Origin of the sequence: Sphingomonas mucosissima (genome assembly GCF_002197665.1) — a bacterium.
Taxonomy (GTDB): Bacteria; Pseudomonadota; Alphaproteobacteria; order Sphingomonadales; family Sphingomonadaceae; genus Sphingomonas; species Sphingomonas mucosissima.
This window is the reverse complement of the sequence record NZ_NBBJ01000002.1, coordinates 314,043-337,294: the sequence shown is the minus strand read 5'-3', so window position 1 is coordinate 337,294 and position 23,252 is coordinate 314,043. Positions and strand designations below refer to the sequence as shown.

Genomic DNA, 23,252 nt, shown 5'->3' with positions numbered 1-23,252 from the left:
TGGAGTATCCTGAATGCCATCCTTTGCCAGCGCTCTCGAGACCACGCTGCACAAGGCGCTCGAGGCTGCGTCCGCGCGGCGCCACGAATATGCAACGCTTGAACACCTGCTGTTCGCGCTCATCGATGATGAGCATGCGAGCCAGGTGATGACGGCGTGTGGCGTCGATCTCGGCGAACTCAAAACCACCGTTGCGCATTATCTCGACACCGAGCTTGGCGCGCTGAAGGTCGATCAGCAGACCGACCCTTCCCCCACCAGCGGGTTCCAGCGCGTTGTCCAGCGCGCGATCCTGCACGTCCAGTCGTCCGGCCGCGATGAAGTGACCGGCGCGAACGTGCTGGTCGCGCTCTTTTCCGAACGCGAAAGCTATGCCGTCTATTTCCTGCAGCAGCAGGACATGAGCCGCCTCGATGCCGTCAGCTTCATCAGCCACGGCGTCGGCAAGGGCGCGTCGGCACCCGAGGCCTCCGCCCCCAAGGGCGCCGAGGATAAGGAAGAGAAGAAGCCGGCCGAGAAGGGCGCCAAGGGCGAAAGCGCGCTTAAGCAGTTCACCGTCGATCTCAACGAGAAGGCGAAGAACGGCAAGGTCGATCCGCTGATCGGCCGTGGGCCGGAGGTGGACCGCACGGTGCAGATCCTGTGCCGCCGGTCGAAGAACAACCCGCTGTATGTGGGTGATCCTGGCGTCGGCAAGACCGCCATCGCCGAAGGTCTCGCGCGCAAGATCGTCGAGGGCGACGTGCCCGACGTGCTGAAGCCCGCCGTCATCTATTCGCTCGACATGGGCGCGCTGCTGGCCGGCACGCGCTATCGCGGCGATTTCGAGGAGCGGCTGAAGCAGGTCGTCAACGAGCTGGAGAAGCTGCCGCACGCGGTGCTCTTCATTGACGAGATCCACACCGTGATCGGCGCCGGCGCGACCAGCGGCGGTGCGATGGATGCGTCGAACCTGCTGAAGCCGGCGCTGTCGGGCGGCACGATCCGTTGCATCGGCTCGACCACCTACAAGGAGTTCCGCAACCACTTCGAGAAGGATCGCGCGCTGCTGCGCCGGTTCCAGAAGATCGACGTGAACGAGCCGACGATCGAGGATACGATCAAGATCCTCGCCGGCCTGCGCTCGGCGTTCGAGACGCACCATGACGTCAAATACACGCCCGATGCGATCAAGTCGGCCGTGGAGCTTTCGGCGCGCTACATCAACGACCGCAAGCTGCCGGACAAGGCGATCGACGTGATCGACGAGGTTGGCGCGATGCAGATGCTGGTGGCGCCTTCGAAGCGGAAGAAGACGATCACGCCCAAGGAGATCGAGCAGGTCATCGCGACCATGGCGCGCATCCCGCCGAAGAGCGTGTCGACCGACGACAAGAAGGTGCTCGAGACGCTCGAGACGGACCTGAAGCGCGTCGTCTTCGGCCAGAACAAGGCGATCGAGAATCTGGCGAGCGCGATCAAGCTCAGCCGCGCGGGCCTGCGCGATCCGGAGAAGCCGATCGGCAATTACCTCTTCACCGGCCCCACCGGCGTCGGCAAGACGGAAGTCGCCAAGCAGCTTGCGACGATCATGGGCATCCCGCTCCAGCGGTTCGACATGTCCGAGTACATGGAGCGCCACTCGGTCTCGCGGCTGATCGGTGCCCCTCCGGGCTATGTCGGCTTCGACCAGGGTGGCTTGTTGACCGACGCGGTCGACCAGAACCCGCATTGCGTGCTGCTGCTCGACGAGATCGAGAAGGCGCATCCGGACCTGTTCAACATCCTGCTCCAGGTCATGGACAACGGCCGGCTGACCGACCAGCACGGCAAGACGGTCGATTTCCGCAACGTCATCCTGATCATGACGACCAATGCGGGCGCCAGCGACATGGCGCGCGAGACGCTGGGCTTCGGCAATCTTTCCCGCGAGGGTGAAGACGAGCAGGCCGTGCAGCGGCTGTTCACGCCGGAATTCCGCAACCGTCTCGATGCGATCGTTCCGTTCGGCTATTTGCCGACGGAGGTCGTCTCGCGGGTGGTGGACAAGTTCATCCTGCAGCTGGAGCTTCAGCTGGCGGACCGCGACGTTCACATCAAGCTCGACGACGAAAGCCGCGAATGGCTCACCGCCAAGGGCTATGACAAGCTCTATGGCGCGCGCCCGATGGGCCGCCTGATCCAGGAGAAGATCAAGCAGCCGCTCGCCGAGGAATTGCTGTTCGGCAAGCTCGTGCATGGCGGCGAGGTCGTGGTGAAGCTCAAGGACAATGCGCTGACGTTCGAGATCGTCGGCGCGGCGCCCAAGAAGCCGAAGCGCAAGGGCGGCAAGACGAGGGTCGAGGCGGAGTAATCAAGAGGGCGCCGGTCGAAGGATCGGCGTCCTTTTTATTTGGCGAGTACGTGCCGACCACGACCAGCCGTCCATCGCGAAATTGGCGCCATTGCTGTTTGGCGAGTGTGCGCCCACAAACAACCGTCATCCCGGGCTTGATCCGGGATCCATCGGTCCGCCAATGCTGCGTGATGTCGTTGAGTCGGCGGTAGAGGCACCATCGCCCCGCCTCAAGTCCCGCGCGACGAAGACCGGGTAGCTCAGTCAACCCAATACGTCATGCCGGGCTTGTCCCGGCATCCAGACCTCCGCTCGCCCCACGACTGTGGAAAATGCGGAACGCTGGATGCCGGGACAGGCCCGGCATGACGAGTTTATTGACTTAACGAACCCGCTTGGAACTCACCCGCGCGGCTGCGACTTGCCCTTGTCCACCCACTGCGGGCCGTTCGACCGACACGCCGCACTGATCACCGGGAACGACAAGTCCGTATTGCGCGCCAGTGCGGAAGGCAGATCGGCTTGGCATTGTTGGACGGTGGCGTAGCGAACCGGCTCGACGCGCGCCTCGGCGCAGCCCGACTGGTCGTCGCCGCAGCCCATGATCGCCAGTACGAAGAAAATCGGTTGCATTCCCGCCTCCACTCTGACTATTCAACGCATTGCCGTCGACGAGTGTTCCGGCGTTAACGATCATTCCTTCGCTTATCGGCCCATTGCGCCAGCGCCGCTGCGCTCCGACATAAGCGAACAATGCCTCCATCCGACCCGACGACCCGCAGCGTCGACCGCCCGCTCGGGCCAACGCTCCGCCGCTTCCTTCCGTATCTCTGGCCCGCCGATGCCCCCGGCATGAAGGCGCGCGTCGTCGGCGCCATGGCGCTGGTGCTCGTGTCGAAGCTGGTCCAGGTCTATGGTGCGCCGTTCGCGCTGCAAGGCGCGGTGGACGGCATGGCGACGATCCCGCGCTCGCCCGCGTCGCTCGTGATCCTGTTGGTGGTGGGCTATGCCGCCGCGCGTTTCAGCTCGACGCTGTTCGACAATCTGCGCAACACCGTGTTCGAGAAGGTCGGGCAGGAGGCGACGCGCCGGCTCGCCAGCCAAGTGTTCCGCCACCTTCACGATCTGTCGCTGCGCTTCCACCTGGAGCGGCGCACCGGCGCCGTCACCAAGGTGGTCGAGCGCGGCACCAAAAGCATCGACACGATGCTCTACTTTCTCCTGTTCAACATCGCGCCGACGATCCTTGAGCTGAGCCTGGTGCTCGGCATCTTTTGGGTGAAGTTCGGCTGGCCGCTGGTCGCCGCCACGATCCTGATGGTGGTCGTCTACATCTGGTTCACCCGCAAGGTGACGGACTGGCGCGCGGCGCTGCGGCAGCGGATGAACGATCTCGATACCGGCGCGGTCGCCCATGCCGTGGATTCGCTGCTGAACTTCGAAACGGTGAAGTATTTCGGCGCCGAAGAGCGCGAGGCGCGGCGGTACGATGCGGCCATGAGCGCCTATGCCCGCGCGGCGACGAAGTCCGAAAACAGCCTCGCGTGGCTTAACGTCGGGCAGGCGGCGATCACCAATTTGATGCTGGGCGCGGGCATGGCGTTTGTCGTGTGGGGCTGGGCACAAGGCCGCTTCTCCGCCGGCGAGGTGGTGCTCGTCTCGACCCTGCTCTCACAGCTGTTCCGACCGCTTGATCTCCTCGGCATGGTCTATCGCACGATCCGCCAGGGCGTGATCGACATGGGCGCGATGTTCGATCTGGTCGATACGCCTTCCGAAGTGGTCGACGCCCCCGGCGCAAAGGCGCTGGCGGTCGGCGCCGGGCACCTCCGCTTCGAGAACGTGCGCTTCGGCTATGATCCCGATCGCGACATCCTGAAGGGCATTACGCTCGACATCCCCGCCGGGAGCACGGTTGCGGTGGTCGGCCCATCGGGCGCCGGCAAGTCCACCCTCGCGCGCCTGCTCTACCGCTTCTACGAGCTGACGAGCGGCCGGATCACGATCGATGGGCAGGACGTGTCGCAAGTGACGCAAGCATCGCTGCGCAGCGCGATCGGCATCGTCCCGCAGGATACGGTGCTGTTCAACGACACCATCGGCTACAATATCGCCTACGGCCGCGAAGGTGCCGATGAGGCCGAGATCAGGGCCGCGGCACGCGGCGCGGCGATCGCCGGCTTCATCGAGGCGCAATCCGACGGATATGACACGCGCGTCGGCGAGCGTGGCCTGAAGCTGTCAGGCGGCGAGAAGCAGCGGGTCGCGATCGCGCGTACCCTGCTGAAGAACCCGCCGATCCTGATCCTGGACGAAGCCACGTCAGCGCTCGACAGCCGGACGGAAGCGGACATCATGGCGACGCTCCACGCGATCGAGCGCGGCCGCACCACCATCGTCATCGCGCACCGCCTCTCGACCATCGTCCATGCCGACAAGATCGTCGTGCTGGAAGCTGGCCGCGTCGTGGAGCAAGGCACCCACGCCGAGCTGCTCCGCGCCGGCGGCACCTATGCCGAGCTTTGGGCGCGCCAAGCGAACGAACGCCGCGAGGCGGCAGAGGTCTCCTGATCAACGCTCTGGCGCTGGCAAAGACCTGCGCGTCTGGATCCCCGCGTTTGCGGTGATGACGTTTGTTTTCAGGCGCGGCCGGTCTGGCTCACCCCAGCAGGTCGCGATATTCCGGATGCTTGCGGATGAACGCTGCAACGAACTGGCATTGCGCGACTACCCTCAACCCTTGGTCGCGCGCGCTGTCGAGCGCGGCGCGGATCAGCTTGGAGCCTACCCCCCTGCCCTCGATCTCACGCGGCACCACCGTATGGGTAAAGACGATCCGCTCACCCTCGCGCTGATAAGCGGCGATTGCGCGATGGCCGTCCACGTCGAGCTCGAATTCCTGCTCGGCCCGATTTTCGCGTACCTTGTTCATGCCGAGAACGTAGTGGCTCGCATGGCCGGATGAAAGCACCCCTCGCGCGGGTGACAGGCCGGCACCGGGCGCCTAGAGCCACCGCAATGCCTGCCGATCCCGTTCCCGTTCTTCAGAAGCTGTTTGGTTTCCCCGATTTTCGCGGTGTGCAGCGCCAGGTGGTGGACCGGGTGCTGGCGGGGCAATCGACGCTGGCCGTTATGCCGACTGGCGCCGGAAAGTCGCTGACGTACCAGCTGCCCGCCACCATGCTGGACGGCACCTGTATCGTCGTGTCGCCGCTTATCGCGCTGATGCACGATCAGCTCCGCGCGGCCGAAGCGGTCGGCATCCGCGCCGCCACGCTGACCAGCGTTGACGAAAACAAGGCCGAGACGCGCGGCCGCTTTCTCGATGGCGCGCTGGACCTCCTGTACGTCGCGCCCGAACGTGCCTCGACCGCCGACTTCCGCGACCTGCTCGATCGCGGGCGCGTCGCGCTGTTCGCGATCGACGAGGCGCATTGCGTCAGCGAGTGGGGGCATGATTTCCGCCCAGATTACCGCCTGCTGCGCCCGCTGCTCGATCGTTACGAGGACGTGCCGCGCCTCGCGCTGACCGCCACCGCCGACGAACACACCCGCGCCGACATCCTTGAGCAGCTCGGCATCGGCACGGACGGGATGATCGTTGCCGGGTTCGATCGGCCCAACATCCGCTATTCCATCTCGACGCGCGACAACACCACGCGGCAGATTGCCGACCTGATCCGTGAGACGCCTGGTCCCGGCATCGTCTATGCGCAGACCCGCGCCGGGACCGAGAAGCTCGCCGAAGCGCTGCGCACCGCCACCGGGCGCCCGGTCCGCGCTTATCACGCCGGGCTTGATCCCGAGGTTCGCCGCCGCAACCAGGCGAAGTTCGTCGAAAGCGAAGACATGGTGATCGTCGCCACCGTCGCCTTCGGCATGGGCATCGACAAGCCCGACGTGCGCTTCGTCGCGCATGCCGGCCTGCCCAAATCGATCGAGGCGTATTATCAGGAAACTGGCCGCGCTGGCCGCGACGGCGACCCCTCGGTCGCGCACCTCTTCTGGGGCGCAGAGGATTTCGCGCGCGCACGCCAACGGATTGCGGAGGTCGATCCGCAGCGCCAGCCGGGCGAGCGCGCGCGGCTCAACGCGCTGGGCGCCTTGGTCGAAACGGCGGGGTGCCGCCGCCGCATCCTGCTCGCGCATTTCGGGGAAGACCCGCCGGCGCAGTGCGGGAATTGCGACAATTGCCTTTCGCCCCCCGCCGCCATCGACGCGACCGAGACGGCGCGCAAATATCTCTCCGCCGTGTTCCGCACCGGCCAAAGCTTCGGCTCGACCTATATCGAGGAGGTGCTGACCGGAAAGTCGTCCGAGCGCAGCCTGATGAACGGGCATGAGGCGCTGTCCGTGTGGAACATCGTCGACGGCGATGAGCGCGCGCTGCTGAAGCCGGTCGGCCGCGCGCTCCTGTTGCGCGATGCGCTGCGCACCAATCCGCATGGCGGGCTGGAGTTCGGCCCCGGCGCGCGCGCGCTGATCAAGGGAGAGGACACGCTGTCGCTCGTCGTCCCGCCCAAGCGCGAGCGGCGGCGCCGCGGCGGCGATGCGACACCCAACCCCTTGGGCGACGCCTTGTTCGAGGCGCTGCGCACCCGCCGCCGCGAGCTGGCCCAGGAGGGCGGCGTGCCACCTTACGTCATTTTCCACGATTCGGTGCTGCGCGAGATGGCCGCCCGCCGGCCGACCTCGCTATCGGCGATGGCGCACCTCACCGGGGTCGGGCAGCGCAAGCTGGATGCCTATGGCGAGGCGTTCCTGCGGGTAATCCGCGAGAACTAGCCGCGGGGCACCGCCGCTTACCCCGCCGGCGGAACCGCGCAGAAAAGCTTTCCACGCCCCGTTCTCGGCGGCACGAACCTGCGCTAGGGATCATCCATGCTCGACATTCGCCGTATCGATGATCGCATCGCCGTCGCCCCGCAGATCGACCCGGAGGACATCCCCGCGATCAAGGCGGCGGGCTTCACCGCCATCGTCAACAACCGCCCGGACGGCGAGGAAGACGGCCAGCCGAGTGGTGACGCGGTTCGCGCCGCCGCCGAGGATCACGGCCTCGCGTACACCGCGATCCCGATCACCCACGCTGGCTTCTCCATGCCGCAGGTCACCGCCATGATCGACGCCTTGGGTGCGGCGAGCGGCCCAGTGCTGGCTTATTGCCGCTCGGGCACGCGCTCGTGCAATCTGTGGGCGCTGTCGCAGGCGGGGCTCGGCGCCGATCCCGACGCGCTGACCAGCCTGGCGGGCGGCGCGGGCTATGACATCGCGGGTCTTCGCCCGCTGATGGACGCGGTGGCGCCTCCGCAATGATCTGGATCCTGGCGGGCGCCGCGCTCGCCACGGTGATCGCCCTTGGCGGTGCGGCCTTCTGGCTGTTCCGGCACAGCGGAGGCGTCCGCCTCCATGCGCCGGAAGACGCGATGCAGGCCGCCGATCAGGCGATCCCCGGCTTTGTCTCCCTTTCCGCCGCCGTCGGGCGCGACGGGCAGGCAGCGCTTGTCTTTGGCGAAGGATTGCGCGTCGCAGTGGTCAGGGTTCGCCGCGCGGGCCCAGCCGCTCGGGAAATCGTCTGGGGCAATGTGCGCGCGACGCGCGAGGGCATGCTGGTCGCGACGGGGGATTGGCGGCTCGGCACCGTGCTGATCGCCGACGTCGACAATCTCGACGTCCGCCGCCTCGCGCCCCAGCTTACCCGCGGCTGACGCTGCGCGGGCGTCTCACGTCACCAGCCGCTGCAACGCCGCTAGCGTATCCGCCTCTGCCGCGGGCTTGTCGGTGCGGATGCGCGCGATCCGCGGAAAGCGCATGGCGACGCACGACTTGTGCCGTTTCGATTCGTGGATCGAATCAAACGCCACTTCCAGCACCAAGGTCTTCTCCACCTCGCGGACCGGGCCGAAGCGGTTGACCGTGTTGTTGCGCACGAACTTGTCGAGCTGCTTCAGCTCCTCGTCGGTGATCCCGGAATACGCCTTGCCCACCGGCAGCAGCTCGCCGTCTTCCGTCCAGCAGCCAAAGGTATAGTCGCTGTAGAAAGATGACCGCCGGCCGTTGCCGCGCTGCGCATACATCATCACGCAATCGGCGGTCAGCGGATCGCGCTTCCATTTATACCACAGCCCGGCGCGGCGACCCGGCACATACGGCGCATCGCGCCGCTTCAGCATGACGCCCTCGATCGCGGCGTCGCGCGCGCCGGCGCGAATACCCTCCAGCTCGGTGAAGTCCGCCGCCTCGATCAGCGCGCTGACATCGAAGCGATCGGGGTCGAGCCGCGGCACGAAGCTTTCCAGCCGCGCGCGCCGCGCATGCCAGGGCAGCGCGCGCAGATCCTCCGCGCCGTCGAACAATATGTCGTAGAGCCGAACAAAGGCGGGCGCCTCCTCCAGCATCTTGGCCGACACCACCTTGCGCCCGAGCCGCTGCTGAAGCGCGTTGAAGCTCGCCGCGCCGCCGCCCTCGTCTAACGTGCCGCCCTGCGCTTCGCCGCGCACCAGCAGCTCGCCGTCGACCACGCCATGCTCGGCAAACGCCGACGCCACGTCGGGGAAAGCACGCGTCACGTCGTCGCCGGTGCGGCTGTACAGGCGCGTTTCGCCAGCGAGATGCACGATCTGCACGCGGATGCCGTCCCACTTCCACTCCGCGGCATAATCGGCAAGGTCGACGCGCAGATCCTCGAGCGGATGCGCCAGCATGAAGGGGCGGAACACCGGCACGTTATCCGCCGTCGGCTGCTCGCCACGTCCTTCGGCCCAGGCGAACAGGCTGGCGTAGGGCGCCTCGATGCCGTGCCACACCTCCTCTACCGCATCCACGTCGATCCCGAAGGCGTCAGCGAGCGCCTGCTTCGCCAGCCGCGCCGAGACGCCGACGCGCAGCGCGCCAGTCGCCATCTTGAGCAGCGCGAACCGCTCCTCGGCGTCCAGCACGTCGAGCATCTGGGCCAGCGCGGCAGGCGCTTCGCTGCGCGACAGGTGCATCAGTCGGTCGATCACCTTGCCGACCGAGAGCGGCTCGGGCTTCTCCGGCAGTACGGGCGCCGGCCAAAGCAGCGCAATGGTCTCCGCCGAATCGCCAACGAAATCGCGACTCATGCGGTACAGCACCGGATCGACCCGCTCCTCTATGAGCCCGCGGATCACCGCCGGCTTCACGCCGGGAATGTCGAGATCACCGGTCAGCGCCGCCATTGCCCAGCCCCGGTCGGGATCGGGCGTGCTGCGGAGATAGTCTCCAATGAGCTTCAGCTTCGCGTTGCGCGAACGGGTGTAGATCAGCGAATCGAGTAGCTGCGCAAAGGCGTGCATAACAGCACAACGCTTGGCGCAGCGGATGCGCTCCGGCTAGCGAGCACTGATGACACGCGCGCTCCGCTCCACCCTCCTGTTCCCTGCCCTGGCCGTCATCGCAATCGTTGGTGTGATCCTATCCGCCGACCGCCAGGCGCATGCCGATGCGGTGGTGCGCCGTGCGTCCCTCGCGCTGCCAAACTGGCCCGCCGATACGCCGCCAATCACCGTGGCGCTGGCCAGCGATATTCATGTCGGGGGCGGCGCGATGTCTCCGGCGCGGGTCGACCGGCTCATGGATCAGATCGCGGCCGAACGCCCGAGTCTTGCGCTATTCGCGGGCGACTTTATCGATGGCCACGACGCTGACACCGCGCGCGACGCAGCGCCGGTGCTCACCGCCGCCTTCCGGCGTCTGCGCCCGCCACTCGGCACGATTGCCGTGCTCGGCAACCATGACATCGACAGCGATGCCCAAAGCGTCACGGCAGCATTGCGCGCGGCCGGCGCCATCGTGCTGGAGAATGAGGCCGTGCGGGCCGGGCCTTTGGCGATCGGCGGCGTGGGCGACGCATATCGAGGACACGCCCGCCTGCGCGAAACGATGCGGCGGCTCCGCCCGCTCCCCGGCGCGCCATTGCTGCTCACGCATTCGCCGGACCTCGCCCCAACGCTGTCGGGAGAGACGCCCGTACTGCTGGCGGGGCATACGCATTGTGGGCAGATCGTCCTGCCGCTGATCGGCGCGCTGTGGATTCCGTCACGCTATGGCAGCCGCTATCGGTGCGGCATTATCCGCGAGGGCGGCCGAACGGTGGTGGTCGGCGCCGGGCTGGGCACCAGCCGCTTGCCGCTGCGGCTGGGCGCTCCGCCGGATTTCTGGCTGCTGACGCTGCACGGCGCGCAGCAAAAGGTGCCACGCGCCGTCCGCTGATCGCGCCCGTTCGGGTCAGCCCTTGCGGCTGGCCTCGAACAGGAACCAGGCACGCTCTTCCGCCTGATCGGTCCACTCATCGACGATGCCGCTGGTGGCATTATCCTTCGCCGCCTCGGCCGCATCCTTCACCGCGCGAAAGCTTTCCACCAGCTTCAGATTGTCGTCGCGCAGCTCGCTCAGCATGTCGCCGGCCGGCACGAAGTCGCGGTCATTATCGGTGATCGTCTGACGGCGCGAGATGTCGCCGATCGAGCGCAGCGTTACGTTGCCGGTCTTGCGCACGCGCTCGGCGATCGCATCGGTCACGCCCAGGATCTGCGCCGCCTGATCGTCCAGCAGCAGGTGATAATCGCGGAAATGCGGCCCCGAGACATGCCAGTGGAAATTCTTGGTCTTGAGATACAGCGCGTAGCAATCCGCCAGCGCCGAATTAAGCGCCTCGGCGACGGTACGGGTGTCGTTGCGCGGCAGATCGGACGGGGTCTTCAGGTCGGGGGCAATGTCAGCCACGGTGATTCGCTCCAGATGGAATGTTCGTTGCGTGAACGGATCGATCGGCAAATCGCTCCCGTCAATTCACCCCGCGCGAACATTGCATCAGATCAGGCGAAGCGCCGACAGGCCGAGAACAACGCCAACGAGCGCCAGCAGCAATGCCGAGCCGATGCGGATCGCGCCCTGTGGCAGCGCGAGCCATTGCCGCTCCCCCATCAACGTCGCCGGGATCGTCACCGCCAGCGCCCCAATCGTGCCGCCAACCGCCGCAAGCCACGGCAGTTCGCTACGCACGGCAAGCGCCAGCACCACGAATTGCATCCGATCGCCGAAGATCATGATCGCGAGCCCCAGCGTGCTCGTACCCGGCGCGCCGAGCCGCCACCCCTCCAGCCGATCCGGCGACCGGGACCGCAGCGTCGTGCTGAGTGCCGCAAGCACCAGCGCCAGTGCGAGCAGCAAGAGTCGCGCTTCCGCCGACAGCATGGGGGCAAGGATGATCCCGCCCACAACGCCCAGCGCATAATTGCCGGCGAGCGCGATCGCCGTGGCGATGATCACCACGATCGGCGCGCGAAATCGATCGGCAAGGATCGCCGCCAGCCAAGGCGTCTTGTCGCCCGCCTGGCAGATCGCGCCGAGCACCAATGCGGCCATCAATGCATCCATAAAGGCCGATCAGCTCCGTTTCCTGCCGTCCGCCGGCCGATCGGGATATGCCCGAGGCCGCGCATCCACTGTTGAACACCCATGCTCTTTGCGCCTACGCACCGCTGGCGCCGTCCGATCCACGGTCGTGACGGCGCGGCATGAAGGCGCCGTTAAAGCGGCGCTCGCTTGACTTTGCGGGCACGATCCTTCATGCGCCCGCCATTGAAAGCGGCGCGCCCAGCTCGCCGCTATTTTTTGTTTCGCTTCAAGAACAGGATTCGCGGGTCATGGCAAAGCCGACCACCGTCAAGATCAAGCTCGTCAGCACGGCTGACACCGGCTTCTTCTACGTCACCAAGAAGAACCCCCGTACCAAGACGGAAAAGCTGAGCTTCAGCAAGTATGATCCCGTCGTGCGCAAGCACGTCGAGTTCAAGGAAGCGAAGATCAAGTAATTCGCGCGGGATCGGCGAACGCGCTTGTTGCTTGCGTTCGCCCCCGCTGTCGGATCGCACGGGCACACACGCCTGCCAGGCACGTCGACCAGCCAACTGGTCGAACGCCGGCCGCTTGGATGCCACGCGATTTGCTGATGCTGGATACGACCATAACCGCCTGATCGCGTGATCGGGCGGTTCGTCCTATTTGCGCGAGCCGCAAATCACCGGGCCGCCGGCGATCGCCCGAACAGTGCAGGTGGCCGGCCCTGTCACCGTCACTTTCCCCAGGCCTGTGGTGGTGACCTGTGCGGTTTGGCGCGCCATGGCGATTGTTTCGCCCAGCCCATTCAGCTGCACCACCAGATCCTTCACCGCCAGTTTGGCGGCGTCGATGGTCGCCGCGCCGTCGCTGGTCAGCCGCGCGCGATTCGCCTGCCCGCCAACGATCAGCGTTCCCGCGCCCAGCAGCGCCGCGGTGAACTGATCCGCGTCCACCCGCTCCACCACCAGGCTGCCTGAGCCATGGACGGACACCGCAACCTGCTGACCCGTCATCTGGTTGACGCTGGTGCGGGCGCCCGCGGACACCGCCAGATTGGTGAGCCGCGGCGTGGAAAGCGTGATAATCGGCGGCGTCGCGTTGCGGGTGGCGAACCGCTCGCCCCAGCCGCCGGTGCCGAGCCGAACGGTCAAGGTCCCGCCATTCACCTGCACGGCGATCCGCTCGATCAGGTCGCGGTCACCCGCCAGCTTCGCGCCGGGCGATCCGCCGGCAATGATCCGAACCTCGAACGGCCCATCCACGCGCACCCGCTCGAAGCTTCCCACGGAAACGGTTCGGTCCGCCGCCATGACCGGCATGGCAACCGGCATGGCGGCCGACAGCGCCAGAAGGGGAATGAAGCGCGCGATCATGGCGTCGCCCGTCGCACCCCCCTAAGCCGCGTGCAAGGGCTCAGCGGCGGCAGCGTACCTCCCCGGCCCCCAGCTTGCTGACCTCGCAATCCGCCTCGGGGCCGAGATCCACGTCGCCTGCCCCCATGATGGCCACCTTTGCCGGTCCGCTCACCACCGCGCGGACGCTCCCGGAGCCGGCGATATTCACGTCGGCGCTGGTGGCGCGCAGCCCGCTAGCCTCGATGTCGCCGGAACCCGCGATATTCACCGACAGCGCCTGCGCCTCGCCGGCTGCCTCCGCATCCCCCGAGCCGGCAATCGACAGTTCCAGCCGACTGACCCCCACTCGGCCGAGCTTCAACGTGCCGGACCCGGCGATGCTGCCGTTGAAGGTGCCGCCCTCCACGCGATCAACCGTCACGTCGCCTGCTCCCGCCAGGCTGGCCGCTTCAATGCGAGGCATGGTGACGTAGATCTTGGCACTACCCGACTGCCAGCTGATCCCGCCGCGCTCGCGCGTGATGAGCAGCCGCTTGCCGTCCTTGGCGATTTTCACCCGCAAGACGGTGTCGGGATCGCCTTCTGCGCGAACGGAGAAGCCGGTGCCGACGCGAACGTCGACATCGTCTGGGCCGCGCTGATCGATGCTGGCGAAGTCGGCCACGGCGTATCTTCGCTCATTTCCGCTCCCGGTCGCTGCGACCCCGGGCACATTGTCGTCACTCGACCAGACACCGCACCCGGCCAGAGGGATCAAGAGAGCGAAGGCTAAACGGCGCATGATTTCCTCCTGTGTGTTGCCTTGCTAATACACAACAGTAAAGCGGGCAAGTGTCAGCTGCCGCAGATCACTCGCCCACTGCCCGCGCGCCGAACAGTGCATTTCGCGCCCCGTCCCAGGTCGACCATACCGCTGCCGGCGAGCGAGACCGTCGCGGGGCCGTCGACCACCGCGCGAACTTGTCCCGAACCGGCGGCTGAAACAGTCGCGCCCGACGCCCGAAGATCGGGCGCCGCGAACCGCCCCGATCCGCTGTTCTTCACCGTCAATTGCGCCGCCCGGCCGGCGGCTGTCACTTCGCCGGAGCCGCCGATCGACACTGCTAGATTGTCCACCGCCACCGTTCCGAGCGCCAGGCTGCCCGAGCCGCCGACGCTTGCCCGCAGGCTCTCTCCGGTGACACGGTCCACCGCCATGCGGCCCGAGCCGCCGATGCTGGCGCTCGCCAGTTGCGGCATGGTAATGATCACCCGCACCTGCCGGGCCAGCGATGCATTGGTATTTCGCCAGCCGTTCCGGGGCCGAAGCTGGAGTGAGCGCCCGTCTCGCTCGACGCGCAGTTCCGCCAGCGCGTTCGCCGGCCCGCTCGCGCGCACCGACCAGTCCGGCCCAACGCGGATATCAACCGAAGCGGGGATGCCGAGGCCGACGCTGTCGAAGCCGCCGACACGGTACACCAGCGCCTCACCGTCCCGCTCTCCCGTGATCTCGTCCGCTTGAGCCGCCGTGGCGCACAATGCGCCGGCGAACGTCAGCAAATATCCGGTCAGCCGCATGATCATCTCCCTGGTGTTTTTGTTGCATAATACACCGGGAAGATTACGGATGTAAACACAAGAAGGAGATCAAATGAAAAAGGGCGACCTCACTGGGAGGCCGCCCCTTTTTGACGACACGCACTGGTAATCGGCGGGGCCTCGCAGCCCCGCTCGAGCTCAGGCCGGCACCTTGTCCTTGTTGTAGATCGCTGCTGCTGCGCGGAGGATCTCGAGGATCTTTTCCTGCGCCGCGGGCTCGTCGATCTGCTCCATCGCAGCCAACTCGCGGGCGAGGCGGCTGCAGGCGCCCTCGAAAATCTGGCGCTCGGAATAGCTCTGCTCGGGCTGGTCCTCGGCGCGGAACAGGTCGCGGACCACTTCGGCGATCGACACCAGGTCGCCCGAGTTGATCTTCGCTTCATATTCTTGTGCGCGGCGCGACCACATGGTGCGCTTCACCTTGGGCTTGCCCTTCAGCGTTTCCATCGCTTCGCGCATCGTCTTGTCGGACGACAGCTTGCGCATGCCCACGCTCTCGGCCTTGTTGGTCGGCACGCGGAGCGTCATCTTTTCCTTTTCGAAGCGCAGCACGTAAAGTTCGAGCTGCATGCCGGCGATTTCCTGTTTCTGCAGCTCGATCACGCGGCCAACGCCGTGCTTCGGGTAAACAACATAATCACCGACGTCGAAATGCAGCGCCTTGGCAGCCATAGGAACCCGATCCTCTGGGTTGAATCACGCCACTGGCCCGACCATTCGAGCGTTGCCGCCCGCCTGTGCTCGTCCATCGTGACGTGAAAGGTTAGCGTCTCCAGCGGACGCGCTAGATCAATGCGTCCGTCACGGGCTTATATAGCAGCATTGCAACATTATTACTAGCGAAGATGAGTCAGCATCGCTGGCGCAACAGCTCCGGCCGCATGATCACCGGCGGATCATGCGGCTGGCATGTGCCAAACAGGGACTGTGTGACGCGTTAGGTTCAGTCGCCGGCACCGGGCTCGGCGGAGAAATACTTGTCGTATTTCCCTTCCTCGCCCTTGTGCTCATCGGCGTCAGGCGGCGTCTGATCCACCTTGCGAGTCACGTTGGGCCATTGGCCCGAGAAGGTGGCGTTCAGCTCCAGCCACCGCTCCAGGCCATTTTCCGTGTCCGGCAGGATCGCTTCGGCGGGGCATTCGGGCTCACACACGCCGCAGTCGATGCACTCGCTCGGATTGATGACGAGCATGTTCTCGCCCTCGTAGAAGCAGTCGACCGGGCACACCTCGACGCAATCCATGTATTTGCAACGGATGCACGCGTCGGTGACGACATAGGTCATGGCCGGCAAAACTCCTTCGATCGGCAGACTGGGCGCCGCTGCTATTCGGGCCGACTGCCAGCGTCAATCGCCGTCGCTCGCGTGTGTTCCATTTGTGCTGTCGTCGCCTGCCTCCAGATCGCGATAACACAGCCGCGCTTCGGGCGCCGGGCCGCGGCGCGGCGGCAGCGCCTCGACGCGCACGACGCGCACGGAGCCTGCCTTGAAGAAGGTGAGGACATTGCCGATTCGCACCGGCGCGTGGGCCCGGTCGATCGGCCGTCCATCGATGCGCAAACGCCCGTCGGCGGCCATCGCTTGCGCCACGTCACGCGTCTTGGCGAGCCGCGCGAACCACAAAAAGCGGTCGAGACGCATGCTCGCCTCAGTCAAAGGCCAGCTCCGCCAGCGCGGCAAAGACATTGTCGGGCCGGGGCCGCGCCGCCTTGGCCGCGGGACGCCCGCGCCAGGCCCAGCGCCCTTCGGCTGCCGGGCGGAAGCCCAGCTCCACCATCAGCCGCTCCACCGTGCCCGGCTCCAGGCCGATGGAGGTGGCGAGCGCCGGATCAGGCAGGAACGGCGCACGTCCCCCGCCGCTTTTGGCACGCGCCTCATGCGCCGCCCGCGCGATCCGCTCCACCAGATCCACGCGCACCGCCTGCGCCCCCAGCGGGCGGAAGCCGGCGGCGAGCGTCGCGCCGGGCGTGCCACGCGGCAGCACCGTCGCGCCCTCGCGCGGCGCCACGGGAACCGGGCCTCCCGCGGCGGCCAGCACCGCGTCGCGCCACGGCCGCGCCCGCTGCTTCAGCAGTCGCGGGTCGAACAGGTCGAGCGCGCCGATCGTCACGCCCGCCTTGCGCAGCCGGTGGCGATCAGGCGGAGTCAGCGCCTCCACCGCAGCCCGCACCGGCAAGCGCTGCGTCAGGCCGCCACCCGCCTCCACCGCCGCCGCCACGCTGCGCAGCGCCGGCGTGGCAGCCGGATCACGCGCCATCTCGGCCATCCTGGCGAGCACCGGCAGCTGCGCGCGCACCGCATCATCCACCCAGGCCTGGATCCGCTCGGTAACGGCGCGGCGCAGCACGGGATCGAGGCACTCGAGCGCCTCGTCCAGCTGCACCGATGGGCGCCCAGGCGACCGTCCGCGCACCAGCCGCGCCACCGCATGGTCCTGCCACACGACCACACCGCCCTCAGCCAGCGAGAATGCCTCGTTCGCCGCCGTGCTGAGCGCACCACCCCGCGCCGCGCGTTCGCGCGTCAGCTGCTTTTCCGCCGTTGCCAGCAGCAAGCGTTTGTCAGCCGCCCGCGCATCGGGCGCAACGACGAAGCGGAAGCCCTGGAGGCGCCCGATCGCATGCGTATCGATCGTCACTTCGCCTTCGGCGTCGATCTCCACCGGCAGGGCACCCGCGCCGGCGCCGATCTGCTTCAGCAACACGCTGGTCCGCTTGTCGACGAAGCGCTGCGTCAGGCTGGTGTGCAGCGCATCCGACAGCCGCTCCTCCACCGCCACCGTGCGCGCCGCCCAATGCTTCGGATCGGCCAGCCAGTCGCTCCGCTGGGCGATATAGGCCCAGGTCCGGATGGCGGCGACCCGGCCCGCGATCGTCTCCACATCGCCGTCCACGCGGTCCAGCCGCGCCACCTCATCGGCAAACCATTGGTGCGGCAGATAGCCGTCGCACAAATGCCCGAAGATGCGGCTGACGAAGCGGGCATGCGGCTCGACGCCCGATTTCTGGAAGTCGGGAATGCCGCACACCGCCCATAAACGATCCACCTGGCCCCGCGCCCGTGCACGGATCGCCGGATCCTCCGCCAACCGGCGCAGCACCGCGAGGTCGACCGATTCGGGCGCGGCGCGCAGCGCCTCGTGCTGCGGCGGCGCGCTCAGCGAGGCGAGCAGCGCGTCGACGCTCGACAGATCGGGATCGCCCTCGCGCCAGAACAGCCAGTCGAGCGTCGGGAAGCGATGCGCCTCGATCGCCAGCACTTCCTCGGGAAGAAAGGCGTCGGGCCCTTCCTCCGCCACGCCCCCAAAGGTGCCGTCGCGCTGGTGGCGGCCGGCGCGCCCAGCGATCTGCGCCATCTCGGCCACGGTCAGCCGCCGCCGCCGCTTTCCATCGAACTTGTGCAGCCCGGCGAAGGCGACATGCGCCACGTCCATGTTGAGGCCCATGCCGATCGCGTCGGTGGCGACGAGGTAATCCACCTCGCCCGCCTGGAACATCGCGACCTGCGCGTTGCGGGTGCGCGGGGACAGCGCCCCCATCACCACGGCCGCGCCGCCGCGCAGCCGCCGCAGCATCTCGGCCACCGCGTACACTTCCTCCGCACTGAACGCGACGATCGCCGAGCGCCGCGGCAAGCGGCTGATCTTCTTCGCGCCGGCGTAGCTCAGGTCCGAAAAGCGCGGCCGCTCGACGATCTCGACGCCGGGCACTAGCGCACGCACCACCGGCTTCAGCGCCGCCGATCCCAGGATCATCGTTTCTTCCCGGCCGCGCGCATACAGCAGCCGGTCGGTGAAGACGTGCCCGCGCTCCGCGTCCGCGCCAAGCTGCGCCTCGTCGATGCCGACAAAGGCGACGTCGCGGTCGGTTGGCATGCTTTCGGCAGTGCACAGGAACCAGCGGGCGTCCTTGGGAACGATCCGCTCTTCGCCGGTGATCAGCGCGACCCGCTCCGGCCCCTTCATCGCAACCACGCGGTCATACACCTCGCGCGCCAGCAGCCGGAGGGGAAAGCCGATCATCCCGGATGAATGCGCCACCATTCGCTCAACCGCGAGGTGCGTCTTGCCGGTATTGGTCGGCCCCAGAACCGCTGTGACGCGGGCGTTGTCTTGGCGAGCCATGGTGCGGACAACATCGGGGGACTGCGCCCGCGAATCAACCATTCCCTTCCGGCGCATCAGCCGAACGGTTCGGCGCAACCGCGGCCGCTAAGCCCGCGGGTTAATTTGACTTTAGGGACTCGCCCCCACAACGCTTCTGCCTGCGCCGGGGGTGGATCGGCGATATCTAGCGTTTGGGGGCGCTCTTACTCGCCGTGTTCTTGCGCGAGCAGCCTGGATTGGAATTGGCCGGCGGCGCGGGTGCGCGCGGCTTCGGCCGTGCCGTGGCGCCGGTGCCGCAGCTGTCCTGGCGCGATCACCTGCGCAGCACGCTTCATGACGTGGATTGGATTCCCGATCTCGGCGCGCGGATCGGCAGCGGCACGTGGTGGCGTGGCCTTGCCACCTGCACCGGGCTGATTGCCGCCGCCGTGCTGACCGCGCCCGGCATTCAGCCGATCCCTGGCTTTATCACCACCAGCATGACCGCGGCGGAGCGCGAGGAAGCGCACACGCTCTCGATCGCGCCACTTGGTCTTGGCGCCTCCACCGGCCGGCGCATGGCGGCCAACGATCTGGTTCGCCCGCTGGCGGAAACGCCCGAGCGCCCGGTGATCGAACTCACCGCATCGCTCGGCAGCGGCGACAGCTTCGGCGCGGCGCTGCAACGCGCCGGTGTCGGCCGCAATGATGCCGCGCGCGTGGCGGATCTCGTCGCGGGCGAAGTATCGCTCACCGATCTGAAGCCTGGCACCGTGCTGGATCTGACGCTTGGTCGCCGCAAGGATCGCCGCACCGCCCGCCCGCTGGAAAAGATTGCCTTCCGCGCGCGTTTCGATCTGAACCTCGCCGTCCACCGCGAGGGCGATGACCTCACGCTGGAGCGGCGCCCGATCGCGATCGATCGCACGCCGCTGCGCATCCAAGGCGTGGTTGGCTCCAGCCTCTATCGCTCGGCCCGCGCTGCCGGTGCGCCCGCCAAGCTGGTGGAGGCCTATATCAAGACGGTCGCCGCGCGCACGTCCATCGGGGCGATCGGGGCAGACGATCGCTTCGACATCATCGCCGATCACGCCCGCGCCGCTACTGGCGAAGTGCAGATCGGCCAACTGCAATATGCGGGGCTGGATCAAGGCCGGAAAAAGCTGCGCCTCGTCCGCTGGGAAGATGGCGACGGCAATGGCGGCCAGTTCTGGGATGCGAACGGCCAGTCCGAACGCCGCGGCTTCATGGGCATGCCCGTTGCCGGCCGCGTCTCCTCCACCTTCGGCATGCGCCGCCACCCGCTGCTCGGCTTCCTGCGCATGCACAAGGGGATCGACCTTGCCGCGCCGCATGGCTCGCCGATCTATGCGCCGATCGAGGGCCGCGTGGCGATGGCCGGGCGCAACCGCGGTTATGGTAATTTCATCAAGCTGAACCACGCCGCCGGCGTCTCGAGCGGCTACGGCCATCTCAGCCGCATCGCGGTGCGCCCCGGCCAGTCGGTCGCGCGCGGGCAGGTGATCGGCTATGTCGGCTCCACCGGACTTTCGACCGGCCCGCACCTCCACTGGGAAGTGTGGAAAAACGGCCAAAACGTAAACCCGCGCTCCATCTCGCTCGCCAGCGTCGCCACCCTCTCGGGCGAGAAGCTCCGCGTGTTCAAGGCGAAAGTGGCAAACCTACTGGCGGTACGCGCGGCGAATTGATCGGCGGGCGGCTCAGTCCGCCTGACTATCTTTTGCGCATCGAAGTGGCAGCAGATTGACGCCGCCTGCCTTCGCCGGTTCAAGGCAGAAGGTCTTAACCTCTCTGGAGTATCGTGCTCGCCGGACGGCTGAGAGGGATGAGCAATGCGGTTGCGGAACCGCCCATGGAAACTGGTGCTTGGTGCCACTTTCGGAACATTCGCCCAGGTCTTGGTGGGCGCTGATCTCTTAGATGGCGAGGTTCATTTTCGAAGATACGGCACGATTGCCGTTGGCGAAAACCCCGGCGGGTTTGGCGCTTTCGTCCTCTGCTATCTCCTATTTTGGGCGTTCATCGTATTTCTCTGGTTTGTACTCAGGGACGAATGGTCGCTCGACTATAGAAGCCCAATGAAGCCGGAGTTTTATGACCCAGAGAAATCACGGCCATTCACGCCAGTTCAGAGCACCGTCTCCTTATCACCTAGCATTGAACGTGATGAAGCTAAGCAATGACGGCTAAGAGGATCAAGTTTAGACCGCCTGCCCAGCCGCCCACCCGCTGGCCCAGGCCCATTGGAAGTTATACCCGCCCAGCCAGCCGGTAACATCAACCGCCTCGCCGATCACATGCAGCCCAGGCACCCGCCGCGCCTCCAGCGTCTGCGATGAGAGGTCCGCGGTGGAGACACCGCCCACGGTAACCTCCGCCTTGGCGAACCCCTCGCTGCCATTCGGATCGAAGCGCCAAGCCGCCAGCCGCTGCTCCGCGGCGGCAAGCTTCGCATCGGGCAGGTTGGCCAGTTCGCCCACGACACCAAGCTGCTGCGCCAGCGCATCCGCCAGTCGCTGCGGCATCGTTGCCGAAAGCAGCTTCGCCACCCCGACGCGCGGCGTGGCGCGCTTGGCCGCGCGCAGCCATCCCGCCTCGCGCTCCGGCAGCAGGTCGACGGTGATCGGCTCGCCATGCCGCCAGTAAGACGACACCTGCAGCACCGCCGGCCCCGACAGCCCACGATGCGTGAAGAGCATCGCCTCGCGGAACGCCGCCTTGCCGCTGCGCGCCACTACCTCGGTCGCAACCCCCGCCAGCGCCCGGAAGGGATCCTCGCCGCCCAGCGTCAGCGGCACCAGAGCCGGCCGCGGCTCCACCACCTTCAGCCCGAATTGCCGTGCCAGATCATAGGCAAGGCCGGTCGCCCCCATCTTGGGGATCGACGGACCGCCGGTCGCGATCACCAGCGCCGGCGCACTCGCCTCCCGGTTGCCATAGCTGACGCGATAGCGCCCATCGGCATGATCAACCGCGCCGATCCCCTGCCCCAGCGCTATCTCCACCTGCCCCTTGTCGCATTCGTCCAGCAGCATGGCGACGATCTGGCGCGCCGACCCGTCGCAAAACAGCTGCCCCAGCGTCTTCTCATGCCAGGCGATGCCATAACGCTCGACCAGCGCGAGGAAGTCCGCCGCCGTATAGCGCGCCAGCGCCGATCGCGCGAAATGCGGGTTGGCAGAGAGGAAGCGATCCGGCGCCGTCCCCAGATTGGTGAAATTGCACCGCCCACCGCCCGAAATCAGGATCTTCTTGCCGGCCTTCTCCGCATGATCGATCACCAGCACGCGCCGCCCGCGCTGCCCCGCCACGCCGGCGCACATCAGCCCCGCCGCGCCAGCCCCCAGCACGATCGCGTCATAGTTAGCCATGGTGTCGGCTCAATGCAGCTTGGCGATCGACAACCCGTCCTTCTTCGCCTGTTCCTTCACCGATTCCTCGCTGCGCGTCAGCGCCTTGGCAATCGCCTTCAGCGCCATGCCCTTCTTGGCGAGCGTATGCAGCTTCTGGATCTCATCGGGGCGCCACGGCTGGCGGTGTCGTTCAAAGCGTTCGGCCATGGCAGCGCCATAGCGCGATCGGCAGGGCGCGTCACGAAAGCGCTTCGGTTAGCGCGGTGAGGAATGCGTCGCGATCCTCGATATGCGGGATATGCCCCAGCCCCGGCAGGCGGATCAGCGGGGCGCCGAACAGTGCGGAAAGCCGCTCGCCCTGGTCGATCGGTGTGACGCTGTCGGCCTCGCCCCAGATCAGTCGCACCGGCGGGCGCATCGTGCGAAGGTCGGCAGAATAGCGGCTCCGCTCGGCCGCATCCACCGCGAACAGATGGGGCAGCCACGCAGCATAGGCGGCGGTCGTCTCCCGCCGCCGCATCGGCAGGCGCAAGGTTTCGCGCCAGCGGTCGGCCGCGTCCTCGCGCGCCACCATCGTGCGCACCAGTGGCGCGAGCGCATGCGGATTGGTCAGCGTCGCGGCGACGAGCGGCTGCGCCAGCCCCATCGTATCAAGCGCGCGGATGCGGCTCGACCCGACGGGATCAAGCGCACCCAATGCGCCATCCACCATCACGAACCGCCCGACGAGGTCGGGTCGCCGCAACGCCAGTTCGGCCGCGGCCCCGGCCCCGAAGCTGTGCGCGATGACGATCGCCGGCCCGTGCGCCGCGGCATCCAGCACCGCGGCGAGCCGCTTCGCCTGCGACACTCGCCCGTAGCGCGCCTCCCGATCATGCTCGGAGAAACCGAACGGTGGCAGATCGATCGCAATTACGCGATAGCCGCGGCCGGCAAGGTGCGCTGACACTTCGCGCCACAGCCCGCTCCAGCCAGCGGTGCCCGGCACGATCAGCACGGGCGTGCCATGGGCCGGCCCCCGGATATCCGCCGCGACCGTGCCGAGCGGCGTGGCAATGCGGCGCTCCTCCGGCGGCATCACCGCACCGCGCTCGCGCAGGATCGCCGCCAACCAGACCGCGGTGATCGCGGTTAGCAGCAGCAGCGGGACGGGCAGTAGGCGGCGGGCAAGCGGTCGGGCCAT

At 67.1% G+C, this 23,252-nt stretch carries 24 protein-coding genes; 9 read left to right on the top strand and 15 right to left on the bottom strand.

Annotated features, from left to right (window positions below; translation table 11 throughout):
- Nucleotides 1-13 precede the first annotated feature (13 nt).
- Nucleotides 14-2,332, top strand: coding sequence for an ATP-dependent Clp protease ATP-binding subunit ClpA (gene clpA / locus SPMU_RS08760; protein ID WP_088333490.1), 2,319 nt, complete (start codon nucleotides 14-16; stop codon nucleotides 2,330-2,332).
- A gap of 384 nt (nucleotides 2,333-2,716) precedes the next feature.
- On the opposite strand, the gene SPMU_RS08755 is transcribed toward clpA, so the two are convergent.
- The gene (locus SPMU_RS08755; RefSeq protein WP_088333489.1) at nucleotides 2,717-2,947 is read right to left on the bottom strand and encodes a hypothetical protein; all 231 of its coding nucleotides are present in this window, start codon (nucleotides 2,945-2,947) and stop codon (nucleotides 2,717-2,719) included.
- Between the two features lie 120 nt (nucleotides 2,948-3,067).
- Here SPMU_RS08755 and SPMU_RS08750 point away from each other — a divergent pair, with 120 nt between their 5' ends.
- The gene (locus SPMU_RS08750) at nucleotides 3,068-4,885 is read left to right on the top strand and encodes an ABCB family ABC transporter ATP-binding protein/permease (protein WP_088333488.1); all 1,818 of its coding nucleotides are present in this window, start codon (nucleotides 3,068-3,070) and stop codon (nucleotides 4,883-4,885) included.
- Between the two features lie 88 nt (nucleotides 4,886-4,973).
- Here SPMU_RS08750 and SPMU_RS08745 read toward each other — a convergent pair whose 3' ends face one another.
- Nucleotides 4,974-5,246, bottom strand: a complete 273-nt coding sequence (locus SPMU_RS08745; protein WP_088333487.1) for a GNAT family N-acetyltransferase — start codon at nucleotides 5,244-5,246, stop codon at nucleotides 4,974-4,976.
- An 86-nt stretch (nucleotides 5,247-5,332) separates the two neighbouring features.
- On the opposite strand from SPMU_RS08745, the gene recQ reads away from it, so the two are divergent.
- From recQ to SPMU_RS08730, 3 genes are all read left to right on the top strand, one after another.
- On the top strand, nucleotides 5,333-7,099 hold the full coding sequence (recQ, locus tag SPMU_RS08740; protein ID WP_088333486.1) for a DNA helicase RecQ: 1,767 nt from the start codon (nucleotides 5,333-5,335) through the stop codon (nucleotides 7,097-7,099).
- A gap of 96 nt (nucleotides 7,100-7,195) precedes the next feature.
- Complete coding sequence (locus tag SPMU_RS08735; RefSeq protein WP_088333485.1) at nucleotides 7,196-7,630, top strand: protein tyrosine phosphatase family protein; 435 nt, start codon at nucleotides 7,196-7,198, stop codon at nucleotides 7,628-7,630.
- The gene (locus SPMU_RS08730; protein WP_088333484.1) at nucleotides 7,627-8,022 is read left to right on the top strand and encodes a hypothetical protein; all 396 of its coding nucleotides are present in this window, start codon (nucleotides 7,627-7,629) and stop codon (nucleotides 8,020-8,022) included. The genes SPMU_RS08735 and SPMU_RS08730 overlap by 4 nt, the downstream gene beginning before the upstream one ends.
- 15 nt (nucleotides 8,023-8,037) lie before the next feature.
- On the opposite strand, the gene SPMU_RS08725 is transcribed toward SPMU_RS08730, so the two are convergent.
- On the bottom strand, nucleotides 8,038-9,630 hold the full coding sequence (locus tag SPMU_RS08725; protein WP_088333483.1) for a cisplatin damage response ATP-dependent DNA ligase: 1,593 nt from the start codon (nucleotides 9,628-9,630) through the stop codon (nucleotides 8,038-8,040).
- Between the two features lie 49 nt (nucleotides 9,631-9,679).
- Here SPMU_RS08725 and SPMU_RS08720 point away from each other — a divergent pair, with 49 nt between their 5' ends.
- Nucleotides 9,680-10,546 (top strand): metallophosphoesterase, encoded by an 867-nt coding sequence (locus SPMU_RS08720; protein WP_088333482.1) that lies wholly within the window; start codon nucleotides 9,680-9,682, stop codon nucleotides 10,544-10,546.
- A gap of 15 nt (nucleotides 10,547-10,561) precedes the next feature.
- Here SPMU_RS08720 and SPMU_RS08715 read toward each other — a convergent pair whose 3' ends face one another.
- Together SPMU_RS08715 and SPMU_RS08710 are read right to left on the bottom strand one after the other, a co-directional pair.
- Entirely contained in the window at nucleotides 10,562-11,059 is a 498-nt protein-coding gene (locus tag SPMU_RS08715; RefSeq protein WP_088333682.1) for a Dps family protein, read from the bottom strand.
- 87 nt (nucleotides 11,060-11,146) lie between these two features.
- A complete protein-coding gene (locus tag SPMU_RS08710; protein WP_245832938.1) occupies nucleotides 11,147-11,701 on the bottom strand; it encodes a TMEM165/GDT1 family protein in 555 nt (184 codons plus the stop codon).
- A 281-nt stretch (nucleotides 11,702-11,982) separates the two neighbouring features.
- Between SPMU_RS08710 and rpmG the strand changes: the two genes are divergently transcribed.
- The gene (rpmG, locus tag SPMU_RS08705; RefSeq protein WP_017977469.1) at nucleotides 11,983-12,150 is read left to right on the top strand and encodes a 50S ribosomal protein L33; all 168 of its coding nucleotides are present in this window, start codon (nucleotides 11,983-11,985) and stop codon (nucleotides 12,148-12,150) included.
- A 186-nt stretch (nucleotides 12,151-12,336) separates the two neighbouring features.
- On the opposite strand, the gene SPMU_RS08700 is transcribed toward rpmG, so the two are convergent.
- The 7 genes from SPMU_RS08700 to SPMU_RS08670 all read right to left on the bottom strand — a co-directional run bounded on the left by SPMU_RS08700 (nucleotide 12,337) and on the right by SPMU_RS08670 (nucleotide 18,734).
- Nucleotides 12,337-13,050, bottom strand: a complete 714-nt coding sequence (locus SPMU_RS08700) for a GIN domain-containing protein (RefSeq protein WP_088333480.1) — start codon at nucleotides 13,048-13,050, stop codon at nucleotides 12,337-12,339.
- Between the two features lie 40 nt (nucleotides 13,051-13,090).
- Nucleotides 13,091-13,696 (bottom strand): head GIN domain-containing protein, encoded by a 606-nt coding sequence (locus SPMU_RS08695; RefSeq protein ID WP_245832936.1) that lies wholly within the window; start codon nucleotides 13,694-13,696, stop codon nucleotides 13,091-13,093.
- 170 nt (nucleotides 13,697-13,866) lie between these two features.
- Nucleotides 13,867-14,589, bottom strand: a complete 723-nt coding sequence (locus SPMU_RS08690) for a head GIN domain-containing protein (protein WP_169715662.1) — start codon at nucleotides 14,587-14,589, stop codon at nucleotides 13,867-13,869.
- A gap of 159 nt (nucleotides 14,590-14,748) precedes the next feature.
- On the bottom strand, nucleotides 14,749-15,282 hold the full coding sequence (locus SPMU_RS08685; protein ID WP_088333477.1) for a CarD family transcriptional regulator: 534 nt from the start codon (nucleotides 15,280-15,282) through the stop codon (nucleotides 14,749-14,751).
- A 271-nt stretch (nucleotides 15,283-15,553) separates the two neighbouring features.
- Complete coding sequence (gene fdxA / locus SPMU_RS08680; protein ID WP_088333476.1) at nucleotides 15,554-15,895, bottom strand: ferredoxin FdxA; 342 nt, start codon at nucleotides 15,893-15,895, stop codon at nucleotides 15,554-15,556.
- Between the two features lie 63 nt (nucleotides 15,896-15,958).
- Nucleotides 15,959-16,252: an RNA-binding S4 domain-containing protein gene (locus SPMU_RS08675; protein ID WP_088333475.1), complete on the bottom strand. Its 294-nt coding sequence runs from the start codon at nucleotides 16,250-16,252 to the stop codon at nucleotides 15,959-15,961.
- A gap of 7 nt (nucleotides 16,253-16,259) precedes the next feature.
- Complete coding sequence (locus tag SPMU_RS08670; protein WP_088333681.1) at nucleotides 16,260-18,734, bottom strand: helicase-related protein; 2,475 nt, start codon at nucleotides 18,732-18,734, stop codon at nucleotides 16,260-16,262.
- Between the two features lie 218 nt (nucleotides 18,735-18,952).
- Between SPMU_RS08670 and SPMU_RS08665 the strand changes: the two genes are divergently transcribed.
- Together SPMU_RS08665 and SPMU_RS16670 are read left to right on the top strand one after the other, a co-directional pair.
- Nucleotides 18,953-20,404, top strand: a complete 1,452-nt coding sequence (locus SPMU_RS08665) for a M23 family metallopeptidase (RefSeq protein ID WP_342746440.1) — start codon at nucleotides 18,953-18,955, stop codon at nucleotides 20,402-20,404.
- A 144-nt stretch (nucleotides 20,405-20,548) separates the two neighbouring features.
- A complete protein-coding gene (locus tag SPMU_RS16670; RefSeq protein WP_140418432.1) occupies nucleotides 20,549-20,899 on the top strand; it encodes a hypothetical protein in 351 nt (116 codons plus the stop codon).
- 18 nt (nucleotides 20,900-20,917) lie between these two features.
- Here SPMU_RS16670 and SPMU_RS08660 read toward each other — a convergent pair whose 3' ends face one another.
- The 3 genes from SPMU_RS08660 to SPMU_RS08650 are packed head-to-tail and all read right to left on the bottom strand — an operon-like array spanning nucleotide 20,918 to nucleotide 23,252.
- Nucleotides 20,918-22,087, bottom strand: coding sequence for a BaiN/RdsA family NAD(P)/FAD-dependent oxidoreductase (locus tag SPMU_RS08660; protein WP_088333473.1), 1,170 nt, complete (start codon nucleotides 22,085-22,087; stop codon nucleotides 20,918-20,920).
- A 9-nt stretch (nucleotides 22,088-22,096) separates the two neighbouring features.
- Nucleotides 22,097-22,276 carry a hypothetical protein gene (locus tag SPMU_RS08655; protein ID WP_066778880.1) on the bottom strand — a complete coding sequence of 60 codons (180 nt, stop codon included), beginning with the start codon at nucleotides 22,274-22,276 and terminating at the stop codon, nucleotides 22,097-22,099.
- 31 nt (nucleotides 22,277-22,307) lie between these two features.
- Nucleotides 22,308-23,252: an alpha/beta fold hydrolase gene (locus tag SPMU_RS08650; protein ID WP_245832923.1), complete on the bottom strand. Its 945-nt coding sequence runs from the start codon at nucleotides 23,250-23,252 to the stop codon at nucleotides 22,308-22,310.